This window comes from Sphingobacteriales bacterium, assembly GCA_012517435.1.
Classification (GTDB): Bacteria; Bacteroidota; Bacteroidia; order CAILMK01; family JAAYUY01; genus JAAYUY01.
Genome location: JAAYUY010000072.1, coordinates 1 through 14,375, shown reverse-complemented (window position 1 = coordinate 14,375; position 14,375 = coordinate 1). Strand labels below are relative to the sequence as shown.

Here is a 14,375-nt window from a genome sequence, read left to right as displayed (position 1 = left end):
TTTTTTTAAAGTACAAAGGTAAAAAAATATCGTAAATCTAATTAATAAATTAGCTTTGAAGCAAAATTTTTTCTTTAATCTAAATTAATTAGGGTTGATTTTACGGATTGATAAACCAACGGTACTGACAAATTCTATTGAAAAGTTTAAGAAGCAAGGCCAGACAGTCGGCTTTGTACCAACCATGGGTGCACTTCATGCCGGTCACCTTTCACTTGTCCATCGCTCCTGCCTTGAAAATGACCTCACTGTAGTCAGTATATTCGTCAACCCTACCCAGTTCAACGACAAGGAAGATTTTTTAAAGTATCCCAAATTAGTTGATAAAGATATTGAGTCTTTGTCAGAAACAAAAGCAGATATAGTCTTTATTCCTGATGTGGAGGACATGTATCCTGACAATCATTTTGAAGTTGCAGAAATTGATCTGGAAGGACTCGATACAGTGCTTGAAGGAGCTCACCGCCCCGGACATTTTGCCGGAGTGGTTACCATTGTCGGAAAGCTATTTGATATAGTCATGCCCGATAATGCTTATTTCGGATTAAAAGACTATCAGCAATATATCATCATAAAAAAGATGACTGAAAAGCTTGGACTGGGAATCAACATCATCCCCTGCCCGACTATGCGTGAACCAGACGGCCTGGCCATGAGCTCCCGCAATTTGTTGCTCAGTGAGGAAGAAAGAAAATTTGCCCCGAATATCTATAAAACGCTGATTGCGGCACAGGAAATGCTATTTAGTAAGTCCGTAAATGAAATTAAAAATCAATCCATCAGTTTTTTAACACAGTCACCTCTTGTAAACCTTGACTATTTTGAGATTGTAGATGCCGGTACCCTGAAAACAGTTGAGGACGTTAACGAACATAAAGAGGTGGTTATCTGTACGGCCATGAAGGTAGGGAAAATCAGATTGATTGATAATGTAAAAGTAAGTATCAGGTAAAATGTTTATTGAAGTATTAAAATCGAAGATTCACAGGGTACGATGTACCGAAGCAGATTTGAATTATATGGGAAGCATTACCATCGATGAAGACTATATGGATGCAGTGGGGTTGATTGCCAATGAAAAAGTGCAGGTATTAAACCTGACCAACGGAGAACGGCTGGAAACCTATGTCATCAAAGGAGGCAGGGGAACAAAAGTTATCGGGCTGAACGGACCGGCCGCCCATAAAGGAAAAGTCGGAGACATTCTGGTGATTGTTTCCTATGCAATGGTAGAAGTGAGCAAAGCTTCAGAAATTATTCCCAAAATCCTCCTGCCGGAACCTGGTAAAGACACCATCAATTGAAAAAGCTGTTTTCATTTCTGCGATTCATCATCTTTATCTCCATCGGGATAATCCTTTTCTGGCTGGTTTATAAGGATATTCCTATGAAAGAAATGTGGCAGGGAATTAAAAATGCCAATTATTTCTGGATCATCCTTGCATTATTTATCGCCTTGCTCGGACATTACAGCCGTGGCAGACGCTGGAATCTTCTCATAAAACCTCTGGGGTATGATATTAAACCTTCGAGAACTTTTATTGCCGTGATGATCAACTACATGGCCAATCTTGCCCTCCCGAGGATGGGAGAAGTCAGCCGTCCCATTGTCATCAACAGAACCGATAAGGTGCCTCTCGATAAACTTATCGGGACCATCATCATTGAACGTATTTTTGATTTCATGACGCTCGTTGTTCTGACATTGCTGGCCGTTGTTCTTCAGTACAAACTCATCAAAGACAGCATTTATCATGCTTTGGTTTTACAATCCGATAAATTCAAAAGTTTATTCAGCCTGAAAACCCTTTTGATTATTGCTATTGTCGTTGCTTTACTGATCATCCTGCTTGTTCTTATCAAAAAATCAGATGGCGATTTTAAAAAACACCCTGTTTATATCAAAATCCGGGATGTAGTGAAAGGTTTTTATACGGGTATTAAAACCATTAAAACCATGAAAAACAAATGGCAGTTTGTCGGGCATACTCTCTTCATCTGGCTTACTTATTATCTGATGACCTATCTGGTATTTTTTTCACTGCCCGAAACAAGCCAGTTATCACTAGCTGCCGGTTTGGTAGTATTGACCATTGGAAGTCTTGGCTTCATCATGCCTTCTCCCGGAGGAATAGGCACCTATCATTTTGCAGCTGAACAGGCACTCGGCATTTACCAAGTTGACAAAGAAGGAGCAAAACTGTATGCACTGATTGCTCATAGCTCGCAAACCCTTACCATTATTATAGTTGGTGCTGTTTGCTTTTTGATTTTTTATTACATTCAGAAAAAAAGCAAAAATGAAAGCCTCACAGAAAATTCAGCTGAAAATCTATAATCGGGATACACTGAAAAAAGAATGTCAGGAATGGGCAACCCAGGGTAAAAAAATTGTTTTTACAAATGGTTGTTTTGATATTCTCCATGCAGGTCATATCGACTACCTCAGCAAAGCATCTGAACTTGGGGATAAGCTGATTATTGGCGTAAACTCTGATTTCTCTGTCAAAAGACTGAAAGGAAAAGCCAGACCTGTCAATGACGAGAACTCACGGATGTTGCTGCTGGCAGCATTGTTTTTTGTCGATGCGGTGGTTTTGTTTGATGAAGATACTCCTTATGAGCTTATCAATGAATTGCAACCTGATATTTTAGTTAAGGGTGGCGACTACAGGGAGGAAGACATTGCAGGTGCTGATATTGTTAAAAGAAAAGGGGGGAAAATAATTATATTGCCCTTTCTGGAAGGTTTTTCAACAACAAAAATAATTGATAAACTTAAAAGCTGAAAACAACTGGCATTTAGCCGCCAAGTTTTCTTCTTAATTTCTGAATGGTATTTTCCCACCATTGTTTACCGGCTTCGTGCTGGTCTTCCTCATCAAACTCAGTGATTATTAATAATGTAGTACCGGTAATTTCATCTTTTTCAATATCAAAGCGGAGAAACTCATCCTCACTACGTTCAATCCATTTGAAAGTAACACTTTTGCGGGGAACAACCTTAATCATTTTAGCCCGCTCATTGCTGTCTTTCCAGAAAAAGTGAATATTTCCGTTTTCTTCATTTACTTTATCGCAAAACCAGGTGGCCATGTTGATCGCAGAAGAAACAAAACTGAACAGCAGTTCCTCCTTGGCTTTAAACGAAAATTCGTACTGATGTTGTATCCTTTTTGACATGGCACAAAGAAAAAGCATTTTTTTTAAACAGCAATGATTTTTTTCAAAAAAAACTCATTCTTCTTTTAACACAGCCAAAACACTTACGCCTGCCTTGACTTTCTGATTTTTAACTACACTGACTTTATATTCATCAGGAATGAAAACATCTGCCCTTGACCCAAATTTTATAAAACCCATCTCATCACCTTGTCTATATTGCTCATTCTCATTGACAAAGCACCTGACACGCCTTGCCAGCCCCCCTGCTATCTGACGGACAAGTATCTGATGACCTCTATCCGTTTCTACAACAATGGTATTATGTTCATTCAGCTCTGATGACTTGGGATGAAAAGCCAACAGATAACGTCCGGGATGATACTGTACAAAAACAATTTTTCCATCAACCGGTATCCTGTTTAAATGGACATCTGTAACCGACATAAATATGGAAATGCGGGTCTTTGGCTTCTTAAAATACTCATTTTCATAGACTTCTTTAATCTTTAGAACCCTGCCGTCTGCCGGTGAGATTATTGAAAAGGGATTTTTTACATGTTTTCGTTCAGGTACCCTGAAAAACAAAATCAATCCGCACAACAATAAAGAACTTATTATCAATAAGATCAAAAACGGATAAACAGGCAACAAAAAGAAAAGCATAAAATTTACTGATGAAAACACAATGAATCCCAAAATAATGCTTTGCTTTCCCTCACGATGAATTTTCATACTACAGAAATAGTTGATTTACAGTTATATAAAAAGGAATTACAAAAAGAAGACTGTCAATTCTGTCGAGTACACCACCATGGCCGGGAAGCAAGGTACCACTGTCTTTCACTCCAAAATATCTTTTAAAGCCTGATTCAAACAAATCACCTGCGGTAGCACCTATGGCAACCATCAACCCTGTACCTGACCAGAACAGAATATTACCGGAAAGTGTAAATAATTTCGGGATAAAGATCGCAAGAATGATGGTAGCTGTTATACCTCCGGCCAGGCCCTCCATTGTTTTCAGTGGTGAAATAGCTGGTGCCATTTTCCTGCGCCCGATGAGAATACCCGTCAGATAGGCAAATACATCATAAGCCCAAATCAATAAAAACGGGATTAAAACAAAATATTGAGAATAGACCCCTTGTCGTGCTGAATAATAGGCAAGCAATGACAATGGAGCAGCAATCCAGAAATGACCAGTCAATAAAAAACTTATCTCTGAAAACCATTTATCCCTGAAAAACAGCAAGGATAAAGCTGCTTCGATGGCAAATATCAGAATCAATACCTTACCGGAAAGTAATTCAAAAGTCATCAGGGTTGAAAGTATAAGCAGGAGAATATTGACAAGTAGTCCTGCAACAAAAAGAAATGATTTTTTACTGTCTGCAACTATTCTGTAATATTCAAGGGAGGCAAGCAGGTCAAACAACAGTAAAAGAATTAAAAATGCCCATTTCCCGGAAAAAACAGCCAGAAGAACAATAAGGGCATATAAAAAACCCGTCAGTGAGCGTTTATTCAGGTTGTGTTTCTGAAAGGTCTTCATGAATGATTCGTTTTGCTTCTGAAACATTTTCAGGACTGACGTATATTTCGAGCATCCCAAAGGTAGTAAATGATGAGTCTTTTTTATTGATGAGACTGACAGGTATCCCTGAATTTTCAATCTTTCCGGCAATGATTTCGGCTTCACTGTTGTTTTCTGTTTCAAAAACTTTTACCCAATCTTTCGATTTGTCCCTTCTTTTGTCATAATAAACGGCAAAGTAAATCATGACAGCAGCCACTACAGCCAGGCTGATAATGACCAGTAAATACGATGACGACATTTGTTCTTCAAATTTATTACTGATAAAATGATGTTGCTCCAGATAAGAAAAAACGATGCTAAGTGCATTATTTGTAAAATGAAAAAAAACGGAAAGCCATAAGCTACCCGAATAATAAAACAGATAACCCAAAACAAGGCCTAAGATAAAACGAGGAAGAAAACCATAAAACTGCAAATGAACGCCACTGAAAAAGAGTGATGTGAACAAAATGGCCACCCATGGTTTCCGGAACCATTCCAGTAAAAAAGATTGGATTAAACCCCTGAAAAACAATTCTTCAAAAAAAGCAGGCACAATGGCAATAATCAGCATATTAATAAGCAGATCTGAAAAATTATTCATTTGCAGAAAACTTTCCGTTTGTCTGGCCAGCTGTTCTTCCATACTCCTCATCCAGTTTTCAACTGAAGATAACCAATCGGGAAGTGTCATCTGTTCGTTGATGGCGATAGTCCATTGTAAAAATGGTATCAAAATTACAAACAGCATTAAGGAGAAGAAATAATCTGCAACCGGAGGGGAATATGAGATTCCATAAACTTTAAGGTATTTAAAATGCAACATCTTCCCAGCCAGCCAGGAACTGCCTCCGAAAATTCCGGCCATTAACACAACCTGCATCATCTTTAGCACCCAGACAGGCTGCTGTTCATCAGGAGAAGTGCCTGAAAAAATTATCATGAGCAGGGAACTTAAAATGGTAAAAAACATCAGGCATCCCAAAGTAATGAGCAGGATGATGAAAAAATACCGTAAATATACCTTATTGCGTAAAGAGTTATCCAAAGAATTCAAATTGTCTGCAAAGATACGGGAGTTTTTCTGTTTCATGGCAATTCATGTCCACTGTTCAACCTGAATTAACATTCATATTGAAGAATTTAATCATTATTTCTGCAAGCATTCAAAGTGATTAAGGTTGAATATTAAAATACTCAAACCATTAAATCCGCCTATGATTGCTTTCTAAATTTTTCAAAATGAAATTTATTTCAGGAGATGCTTAAAAATGATTCCTCTTTCCCAAAATTGAATAAACTGCCATTATTAACATTTTTTATATGATTTGTTAATAATCAATTAATTGTAATGATAAAAAACAAGTAATCTTGAACATTAATCAATCATTGATTAGCAATAAATTAATTTATCTTTTTTCAAAAAGTGGTATAAAAATTGAAATTTCAGAAGTAATTAAGCATTATGTCCCAGGAAAATTTAAATAAGGAAAATCACCCAAGGAATCTTGATGAAATGACTGATGAGATCCTTTCTCATCCTGTTAAAAAAGCTATTCTGGAGTTTTTACACGAGACCAATGGAAGTTTTTTCGGTGATATTGTTGAGGCATTGCCTTTTTCCTATTCCGAAGTACTTCAGAATTTAATCGAATTAAAACAATTGGGAATTGTCAGCAAGCGTTCTGAACCGTCACATTTTGTCATTAATTAAGAAATCTGAAGGGTAGAAATGAAATTGTTGAAATGATTTCAACCGGGGATGTTATGCCTTTAAAGTCCCAACACTTCTTTTCCCTGTTTAAATATCAGATCTGTAGGAATTCCGGCTGATGAAAGCCTGTTTAAATCTTCTTTCAGGGTATCGCTAATCCTGAGTCTTTCATCGAACCATTTTTTTGCTTCTGCTTTATTTCCGTCACCCTGAATGGCCAGAATTTCCCTGCTCAGTTTAGCAACAGCCTGTTTCATCTTTTCGATATTTACCTTGTAGGTGCCATTTTCATTACGCTCTATGGCTTTCTCCTGAATAAAATAATTAAACCGCATCAGGTTTGCTTTTCCATGAGAGCTGCTGGCACCAAAACGTATAGACCTGAACATGCTTGCCACAAAAGTTACATAATAACTTTCGAGTGGAATGTCTTTAAGTTCTCCCTTATTATACAGATAATCAACCATGTAGAGCCCAAGAATATCAGCTTTTCCTTCTTCAAAGGCCGAATAATATTCCAGAAGGGCATCTTTCACTTCTGTTTTTTTATTCTTCACCAGATATTTAATGCCAAGGCCATGTGCCACCTCATGAAACATGGTATTGGTAAAAAACGCATCAAAACTAACCAGAGAAGTTTGTGAAGGGTCAATGATCAGCTGTGAAATTGGCACCAAAATATGATCAAATTTCGCTTTCATGGTATTTTTCAGTTGCAGTCTTCTGGTCCCTTTTTCCAGTTGAACTTTCGGGTCATTGGGCAGGTTGATGGCAATGGTTTTACTTCCAGCATTGCAGTCGCCTGCATAATAAATGACATCATAAGCATTCAACTCTCCTTCTGTTCCGGGTTTTTCGGATTTATAAGCCGGCATTACCGGAAGTGATTGCTGCAGTTCAGGCAGAAACTTATTAAAATAGGCAAGCCTCTCACTCCACACCTTATCTTTAACCAGCACATAGGCTTCATAAGCAGTTTTATACTCAAAGAGTCCATCCTCATAGTTTTCGATAGGCCCGACTACAAAGTCGATAGTATTGTTTTTCATATCGAGCCAGGCTATGTCGCTTTCGTAATAATCATCATTCAGCAGGGCTTTAGCTCTGAGCTGAAGATATTTTTTCAATCCGGAATCTTCTGCCAGTGTAGCCGCTTTCAGCAATAATTCCGAAGCTTTCTTCAGCTGGTCAGAATATTGAATATGGTAAGGTACTACCTTGAGTTTTTGATTTTTATCTCTGACAATGACATTGTAAAGGCCTGTTTTTGCCGGATCATCAAAGGCTTCAAATTCTTCTTTTGTCATATCGGGAGGATAAAAATTAGCACCAGCCGGCTTTTCACGAAATCCTTCCAGAAAAGGAAAATCATTGTCGAGCCTGTCCCACGGGCCGTAATTTATTTCTGTAAACCTTCTGGTTTTCTCATCCTGTATGTATTTCATCAACATGTCTTTATCGCCAAAGGCCTGAAGCCAGAATAATTCGTCCATGATCTGTGCAGCTTCAAGTAAATAAGGCAACATGGCTTTTTCCTTTTCTGTCAGTATGGATAAATCGGTATTTAACTCAACTTCATGATATTTTGCCATTCTTTGTTCAATATCAATTCCTTTGTAAACTACTTCTTCTTCCACAGATGGTTTCATGGGTTTATTTTTACATGCCTGAACAAAAATCAGTAAAATCAAGGCTAATCCTAAATAAATGCTTTTCATGGCTTTGTTTTTTTTCCACAAAGATAAAATTAATCCCGGAGGATTAGTCAAGTTAACCAATGCAACCTGTGTTTAATATTTAGCGTCAACTGTTTCGGTTTGGAATTAAATTTGACCTGTTTACCAAAAATATTCTTTTTATGCAGAAAATAATCCTTCTTGCGCTGATTTTGATGAATTTAACCGTCTCAGCTCAAAACAAAGAAGAAATAATCAGAGACTACATGGCCAGCGGCACCCTGGAATTTATAACCGATAAAAATAAAGCCATTGAATACTTTAATAAGGTCATTCAGATAGACTCAAACTATGCCATGGCTTACTACATGAGAGGTCAATGCTATTATGGACTGGACAAAATCAATGAAGCACTTGCCGATTTTGACAGGGTCATTAGTCTGGAACCAAAAAATCCCAAGCCTCACGCTCTGAAAGGTGTTATTTATGTTGACATGAACAATTATTATGCAGCTATCATGGAATACAATACCGCTGTGGAACTTGCACCCGATAACGGAGTTTACTACTATTCAAGGGGTTTTGTTCAGATTAAACTCGAAAACCCATGGTATGCCATTAAAGATTTTGAAAAGGCAATAGCGCTGAAATACACGGATAAAGAGCTTTATTACTGGATGGGTTACGCATATCTGTATCTGAACGACTTTCCCAAAGCAGTGTCCAACCTTTCTTTTGCTATCGAAAAAGGGAAACGCGATGCGGATGCCTATTTTCATCTTGGGCATGCAAAAATGTATATGCAAATGTATATTCAGGCATTACAAGACCTGGAAATGGCCATTATGTTTGATGACCAGTATGCTCCTGCCTGGTATGACAAGGGATTTATCTATATTCAGCAGGGAGAATATCAGAATGCCATCAAATCCTATACAAAAGGTCTGGAGCTTTACCCTGTTCAGGCAATGGCCTACGTTAACCGCGGAATTGCCTACAAAGCTGTTTCTCAACCCGATGAAGCTCTCGCTGATTTTACCAAAGCCATTGAACTTGAACCTGCCTACCCTGACCCATATTTCCACCGCTCGCTGATTTATGATGAAAAGAAAGACTATCAGAATGCTTTAAGCGATATTGTCAAATATACCCAGCTCAGGCAAGGTGATGCTGATGCCATTTATAGGCGTGGACGTCTTTACCTGCTAACCAATAATATTCAGAACGCATGTAACGATTTCAAGGAAGCTGCCAACCTTGGCAATGAAATGGCTGTTAAAGCTGCCGAAGAAGTTTGTGCGCTGCTGGCTGTTCCGGTCGAAGAAAATAAGCCCGAATAATCACCACTTGCTTTCCCTTTCCTCAGCCTTTTTATCCCATTCAGGCAATACGGTTTTGACAAAAACTTCTTTTTCTTCCTTCAGTTTTTTCATATCCAGACCTATATATGCCTGTGCCTTGTCTTTTGTGGAGATGTCGGGATATTTTACTTCCTTAATGCCAAGTTTTGCATGAAGTTTTGCAAGCATTACCCGGGCTTCCTGAACTCTATCAATTGAATTACCCAGTATTCTGGCTACTTCAACAGGGGCATGGAATGAGGAACCATGACCGGCTACGGCAAAATCCCATCTCCATTGTGCCTGGCGTATCAGCTGAAGAATATCTTTCATGTCAGTTTCGGTGGCACCTGCATCCCAGGCTGCTTTGGCTTCAACATGTGCTTTTACCAGAAGTTGCTCAGCTTTTTCGCGCAATTCAGCATTTTTAATCTGTCGGTCATATACATTTTTTACCAGTGTCTGTTCGCTTTCCCTGTGGCAAACCTGACAACTGGCATTAATATTATTTAACGGGCTTTGAATATGGTGATTGGTATATTTTTGTCCTCCCTCGCTGATATAGGGCATGTGGCAGTCGGCACAACTGACTCCCCTCTCAGCATGAATTCCCATTGTAAACAACTCATAATCCGGATGTTGTGCTTTCAGCATGGGAGCTTTGCTCAGGGCATGTTCCCAGTCTTTGAACTGATATGAATCATAATATTCTTCAATCTTTTCGACAGTTGTACCTTTTTCCCACGGAAAAGTCAGATATTTCCCATCACCTTTGAAATAGTATTCAACATGACACTGGGCACATACCAGCGAACGCATTTCGTTATGACTGACTTTATTAATGTCTTTTCCCATTGCCTGAAAAGCCTCGATGAGCGCAGGTCTTGAAATCCTGAGTTTCATGGTTTTGGGGTCATGGCAATCAGCACATCCTATCGGATTGTGAATTTCAGGGCCGTAAAATGCCCATTTTGCTTTATAGAAATCTGAAATTCCTACTTCATTCATCATTCGCGGCACATCAGGGCTCTTACATGCCCAGCAGGTTGAAGGTTGAGGCCCTTCATCAGGTTTTAAGGGACTTCCGGTTCGAAGAGTCATTCTGACATCATTTACAGCATAATAATGTCCCCTTGGCTGATTATAATCTTTTGAAAAAGCATAGCCTGCCCAGAGAATTACCATTTTTGGATTGAGCTCCAGCATATCTGTCAATCCACTTCCATTGAACATGCTGCGAAATCCGGTATCTGCCGTCAATAAATAACTCTGATATTCACGCGGATAATTTTCACCCCAAATCTTATTTCGGGGCTCATAGTCTTTAATCTGAACTTTTGGTGTATTGACCAGTCTTGCTTCTGTCCTTCGCTGTGTGACCGAATTGGCCAGCATGCCCAGTAAAAATACAATAATGATGGTGGCAAAAAATAATATCCAGTTGACCCATCCTTTTTTCTTAATATTCTGATTCTGTTCCATATAGCAAATTTTTATTTTTTCAGTTTAATGTCTTCCGGAAGAGGGGCAAAAGTATGTACCGTGCTCGACAAACTGTTTACCCTCCCGTGTGGTACCTCACGATGACAACTCCAGCAAACCTTATCTTCTCCTCTTAAATATTTTTCTCCTGTCAGATTTTTCAGCTCTGTATTTTCATTCAGCTTTTCGTGACATCTTTTGCAGTTTTCCTGAACCACCTTAATCCCTGCACTTTTGATGAAAATTACCTGAGGTTCATTTCGCAAGGTAAATACAGTGGCATGCCTTAGCCCGTCCTTTGCCTTGAAAAAGTATTTGTTAATCACATTATTATGAGGCACATGACAATCGTTGCAGTTGGTAACTTCCCGGTGAGAGCTGTGGTACCATGTCGAATATTGAGGCGACATCAGATGGCAGTTCACACATGTAGCTGGATCGTCAGAAAGGTAAGAAGAAGCATTGGAAACAATAAACAAATAGATAGCTATTCCTAAAAATGCCCCCCCGATTACTGAAGCGGCTATTTTCCATTTACCTTCAGGTCGTATTATCTGAAAAACTCTCTTTATCATTCTTTTTGGTATAAGTGTACTTTAATTCCGATACAAAAATAACAAGTTTTTGAAATGTGCAAATTATCTGAAAAATTTTTCCGGTTAATTTTGCAGAAAAAAATTGCTATGATAAATTTTGAACTTTCCATACCAACAAAAATTATTTTTGGCAGGGGTAAAATAGAAAGACTTGCAACAGAGTTAAAGAATCACGGGAAACGGGTTTTACTGGCTTATGGAGGTAATAGCCTGAAAAAATCAGGTTTATACGATAAAATTTCCAATATTCTGACTTCCAATGACATCTGGTTTTGCGAACTTTCAGGAATTAAACCTAATCCGAGCATTAAAAGCGTCAGGGAAGGAATACGGATTTGCAGGGAAGAAAAAATTGATATCATCCTTGGAGCAGGTGGAGGAAGTGTGATTGACTGTATAAAAGCAATAGCAGCCGGAGTACATTATCAGGGAAACCCATGGGATTTTTTTACAGGAAAGGCCAGAATAGGGAAAGTATTGCCGGTTGCCGCTATTCTGACACTTGCAGCTACAGGATCTGAATCCAATGGCGGATGCGTCATTACCAATGAAGAAACGGAAGAAAAACTGCCATTTGTTCATCCTTCATTAAAACCAGTATTCAGCATTCTTGACCCGGAAAACACATTTTCCGTTCCACCTCACCAGACAGCTGCCGGAACTGCCGACATCATGAGCCATTGTATTGAACAATACTTCAGTAAGGCTGAAGAAACCTTTGTTCAGGACAGGCTCACCGAAGCTATCCTGAAAACTTGCATTCATTATGGACCCATTGCCATGAAAGAGCCAGAAAACTATCATGCCAGAGCCAATCTGATGTGGGCCAGTACACTGGCACTCAATGGCATACTGGCTGCCGGAAAAGAAGGCGACTGGGCAACTCATATGATTGAACATAAGGTGAGTGCCGTTAACGACCTGACGCACGGAACAGGTCTGGCAATTATCACCCCGCACTGGATGACTGAAGTTTTATCTCCTGAAAATGCTGATAAATTTGTTGACTTTGCCGTTAATGTTTTCCATGTATTTCATGATGGCGATAAGTTGAGAACCGCCAGAGAAGGGATCAGGCGTTTATCAGATTTTTTCAGATTGCTGAAAATACCTGCCAGCTTAAGTGAGGCCGGTTTCGCTGCCGATGAAAAGAAACTGAGCCGGATGGCTGAAGATATTGTTAAATATGGACCTGTCGGAAGATTTAAGCAACTTGATAAAAACGCAGTTCTGAGAATCCTAAAAGCTGCTTATTAACCGGCCACATAATCAGCAAGGTAGCTGAAGGGCTTATTAAGTTTTCCATCAGCAGTAATTGTGGCATTGTAAATTATAGGATGATCCGGCTGTTCGATTAATAAAGGTAAAACTCTCTCTGCCATCACTTCAGCAAACATAGCTGATGCATCTCGAGGAAGCTCATTGGGCAGATTATCTATGGTCATCATTGTGATTTCATCTTTTGTGAATGGCTCACACTCCTGAAGATTTCTCCTGCTGACCCCAAAATAAGGTTGATCAATTGTTGTAGCCCTGGTTGTCAGCGGAACGGAACCGTTTATATCACAGGAAATATCACTGATGATACGGATATTGAAATTATCCTTTTTTATATCTTCCGGCTGAAATAACCTGTCAGCTTTTGGGCTCCAGAACATACCATTAATAAGTATGTCTGTGGAAGCATAGAATTTATCAAATACACACTCATATTGTTCAGGAAAACTGAAGAAATGATGAAAATCAAATGGCTTCCCTTTTTTGTGCCGGTAAAGTTCATCCATATCGCACTGACAATAAACAGGCCTGTCTCCCTGATATGCAAGATATTCTTTGACTGTCAGTTTTTTAATTCCTGCATGTTCCAGCAATTCAACTGCACCTTTCGATACTCTGCCATTTCCGGTAACAAATATCTTCACTTTACCAAGGTCAATATTATTATTGCTTTCTATCAGCAGATTATAATCATGATGTTCAATTGCCCGTTTTAATTCATAACGGCCAGTGTATTTTCCCCACATGACGAGTGCATGTTGTGCCCCGACTATTCCGGCAAACCGTCCAAATCCAATCAGGCGGTTGCCTTCCACATCGTGAAGGCACTCATAATCTATCAGTCGAATTTTCTTTTTAAGAATTTCCTGAAGCAATCTTCGGTTGTGTTCCTGTTTTTTTATGGTATGAGAAAAGAACATATACGTTTTTCCTTCAATCAATTGATTAACAGGCACTTCTTTAACTCCCAGTAAAATATCGCAGTCGCTGATATCCTGAACCACTTCTACACCTGCATGTTCATATTCGTTATTGGTAAAACAGCGGTTTTGATTGTCTTCCACCACAACCACCACAATATCCGGATATTTTTTCATCAGGGCTGAAGCATGGTGGGGAGTTAAAACAATTCTTCTGTCAGGGGGTATTTTTCCTTCTTTTAATAATCCTATTTTAATCATTTTTCTACCATAATGATTTTAATTGCTCTTCAAGTTTTGTTTTTTCAATGGTACTCTCAACAATCAGAGAAGGTTTAAGGTAATATAAATCATGGTTTTTCATAAACAGCTTTTCTCCTCCTCCGGTAATATTTAACATGATAATGCTTTTTTTATCAAGGCGATTTTCTTTTATTTCCTTCATCAGGCTGGCTAATGCCACACCTGCAGCCGGATGAATATCAACTCCTTCATATTGTTCAAATAAACGCATGGCTTCCAAAGTTTCTGTGTTATCAGCCAGCAATACTTTTCCCTGCGTGTCGCTTAATGCATCGAACAATCCGCCATAAATGCCATAAGGAGGCCTGCGGTTCGACAGCACTTT

General features: G+C 38.9%; 16 protein-coding genes. 7 read left to right on the top strand and 9 right to left on the bottom strand.

Translation table 11 applies throughout. The annotated features are described in order from the left end of the window. Positions 1-97 precede the first annotated feature (97 nt). From GX437_04100 to rfaE2, 4 genes are read left to right on the top strand one after another with little or no spacing between them, the layout of a single operon-like run. Complete coding sequence (locus GX437_04100; protein NLJ06837.1) at positions 98-952, top strand: pantoate--beta-alanine ligase; 855 nt, start codon at positions 98-100, stop codon at positions 950-952. A gap of 1 nt (position 953) precedes the next feature. Next, entirely contained in the window at positions 954-1,304 is a 351-nt protein-coding gene (locus GX437_04095) for an aspartate 1-decarboxylase (protein NLJ06836.1), read from the top strand. Further along, positions 1,301-2,338 (top strand): flippase-like domain-containing protein, encoded by a 1,038-nt coding sequence (locus GX437_04090; protein ID NLJ06835.1) that lies wholly within the window; start codon positions 1,301-1,303, stop codon positions 2,336-2,338. The genes GX437_04095 and GX437_04090 overlap by 4 nt, the downstream gene beginning before the upstream one ends. Beyond that, on the top strand, positions 2,301-2,789 hold the full coding sequence (rfaE2, locus tag GX437_04085) for a D-glycero-beta-D-manno-heptose 1-phosphate adenylyltransferase (GenBank protein ID NLJ06834.1): 489 nt from the start codon (positions 2,301-2,303) through the stop codon (positions 2,787-2,789). The genes GX437_04090 and rfaE2 overlap by 38 nt, the downstream gene beginning before the upstream one ends. Positions 2,790-2,802: 13 nt before the next feature. Here rfaE2 and GX437_04080 read toward each other — a convergent pair whose 3' ends face one another. Genes GX437_04080 through GX437_04065 form a run of 4 tightly spaced genes read right to left on the bottom strand, consistent with a single transcriptional unit; the run spans position 2,803 to position 5,834 of the window. Beyond that, entirely contained in the window at positions 2,803-3,201 is a 399-nt protein-coding gene (locus tag GX437_04080; GenBank protein NLJ06833.1) for a hypothetical protein, read from the bottom strand. 36 nt (positions 3,202-3,237) lie between these two features. Next, complete coding sequence (locus GX437_04075) at positions 3,238-3,897, bottom strand: phosphatidylserine decarboxylase family protein (protein ID NLJ06832.1); 660 nt, start codon at positions 3,895-3,897, stop codon at positions 3,238-3,240. Position 3,898: 1 nt separating this feature from the next. Continuing rightward, complete coding sequence (locus tag GX437_04070; protein NLJ06831.1) at positions 3,899-4,717, bottom strand: phosphatidate cytidylyltransferase; 819 nt, start codon at positions 4,715-4,717, stop codon at positions 3,899-3,901. Continuing rightward, a complete protein-coding gene (locus tag GX437_04065) occupies positions 4,686-5,834 on the bottom strand; it encodes a CPBP family intramembrane metalloprotease (protein ID NLJ06830.1) in 1,149 nt (382 codons plus the stop codon). Before GX437_04065 ends, GX437_04070 begins: the two co-directional genes overlap by 32 nt. Before the next feature lie 423 nt (positions 5,835-6,257). Here GX437_04065 and GX437_04060 point away from each other — a divergent pair, with 423 nt between their 5' ends. Beyond that, the gene (locus tag GX437_04060) at positions 6,258-6,455 is read left to right on the top strand and encodes a winged helix-turn-helix transcriptional regulator (protein NLJ06829.1); all 198 of its coding nucleotides are present in this window, start codon (positions 6,258-6,260) and stop codon (positions 6,453-6,455) included. Between the two features lie 59 nt (positions 6,456-6,514). On the opposite strand, the gene GX437_04055 is transcribed toward GX437_04060, so the two are convergent. Next, a complete protein-coding gene (locus tag GX437_04055; protein ID NLJ06828.1) occupies positions 6,515-8,173 on the bottom strand; it encodes a Zn-dependent hydrolase in 1,659 nt (552 codons plus the stop codon). A 140-nt stretch (positions 8,174-8,313) separates the two neighbouring features. On the opposite strand from GX437_04055, the gene GX437_04050 reads away from it, so the two are divergent. After that, entirely contained in the window at positions 8,314-9,471 is a 1,158-nt protein-coding gene (locus tag GX437_04050; protein NLJ06827.1) for a tetratricopeptide repeat protein, read from the top strand. Here GX437_04050 and nrfA read toward each other — a convergent pair whose 3' ends face one another. Both nrfA and nrfH read right to left on the bottom strand, forming a co-directional pair. Further along, positions 9,472-10,953 (bottom strand): ammonia-forming cytochrome c nitrite reductase, encoded by a 1,482-nt coding sequence (gene nrfA, locus GX437_04045; GenBank protein NLJ06826.1) that lies wholly within the window; start codon positions 10,951-10,953, stop codon positions 9,472-9,474. Positions 10,954-10,964: 11 nt separating this feature from the next. Next, a complete protein-coding gene (gene nrfH / locus GX437_04040) occupies positions 10,965-11,528 on the bottom strand; it encodes a cytochrome c nitrite reductase small subunit (protein NLJ06825.1) in 564 nt (187 codons plus the stop codon). A 108-nt stretch (positions 11,529-11,636) separates the two neighbouring features. Here nrfH and GX437_04035 point away from each other — a divergent pair, with 108 nt between their 5' ends. Next, a complete protein-coding gene (locus tag GX437_04035; GenBank protein ID NLJ06824.1) occupies positions 11,637-12,806 on the top strand; it encodes an iron-containing alcohol dehydrogenase in 1,170 nt (389 codons plus the stop codon). Here the strand turns inward: GX437_04035 and GX437_04030 are convergent. Together GX437_04030 and GX437_04025 are read right to left on the bottom strand one after the other, a co-directional pair. Beyond that, positions 12,803-14,008, bottom strand: coding sequence for an alanine dehydrogenase (locus GX437_04030; GenBank protein NLJ06823.1), 1,206 nt, complete (start codon positions 14,006-14,008; stop codon positions 12,803-12,805). The genes GX437_04035 and GX437_04030 overlap by 4 nt on opposite strands. A gap of 4 nt (positions 14,009-14,012) precedes the next feature. After that, a partial coding sequence (locus GX437_04025; GenBank protein ID NLJ06822.1) for a cysteate synthase occupies positions 14,013-14,375 on the bottom strand: 363 nt, incomplete at its 5' end.

Coding starts and splice junctions, on each gene's coding strand:
- GX437_04055 (NLJ06828.1), bottom strand. CDS start 8,173: ATGAAAAGCATTTATTTAGGATTAGCCTTGATTTTACTGATTTTTGTT.
- GX437_04095 (NLJ06836.1), top strand. CDS start 954: ATGTTTATTGAAGTATTAAAATCGAAGATTCACAGGGTACGATGTACC.
- GX437_04060 (NLJ06829.1), top strand. CDS start 6,258: ATGACTGATGAGATCCTTTCTCATCCTGTTAAAAAAGCTATTCTGGAG.
- GX437_04065 (NLJ06830.1), bottom strand. CDS start 5,834: ATGAAACAGAAAAACTCCCGTATCTTTGCAGACAATTTGAATTCTTTG.
- GX437_04030 (NLJ06823.1), bottom strand. CDS start 14,008: ATGATTAAAATAGGATTATTAAAAGAAGGAAAAATACCCCCTGACAGA.
- rfaE2 (NLJ06834.1), top strand. CDS start 2,301: ATGAAAGCCTCACAGAAAATTCAGCTGAAAATCTATAATCGGGATACA.
- GX437_04070 (NLJ06831.1), bottom strand. CDS start 4,717: ATGAAGACCTTTCAGAAACACAACCTGAATAAACGCTCACTGACGGGT.
- GX437_04080 (NLJ06833.1), bottom strand. CDS start 3,201: ATGCTTTTTCTTTGTGCCATGTCAAAAAGGATACAACATCAGTACGAA.
- nrfH (NLJ06825.1), bottom strand. CDS start 11,528: ATGATAAAGAGAGTTTTTCAGATAATACGACCTGAAGGTAAATGGAAA.
- GX437_04075 (NLJ06832.1), bottom strand. CDS start 3,897: ATGAAAATTCATCGTGAGGGAAAGCAAAGCATTATTTTGGGATTCATT.
- GX437_04035 (NLJ06824.1), top strand. CDS start 11,637: ATGATAAATTTTGAACTTTCCATACCAACAAAAATTATTTTTGGCAGG.
- nrfA (NLJ06826.1), bottom strand. CDS start 10,953: ATGGAACAGAATCAGAATATTAAGAAAAAAGGATGGGTCAACTGGATA.
- GX437_04050 (NLJ06827.1), top strand. CDS start 8,314: ATGCAGAAAATAATCCTTCTTGCGCTGATTTTGATGAATTTAACCGTC.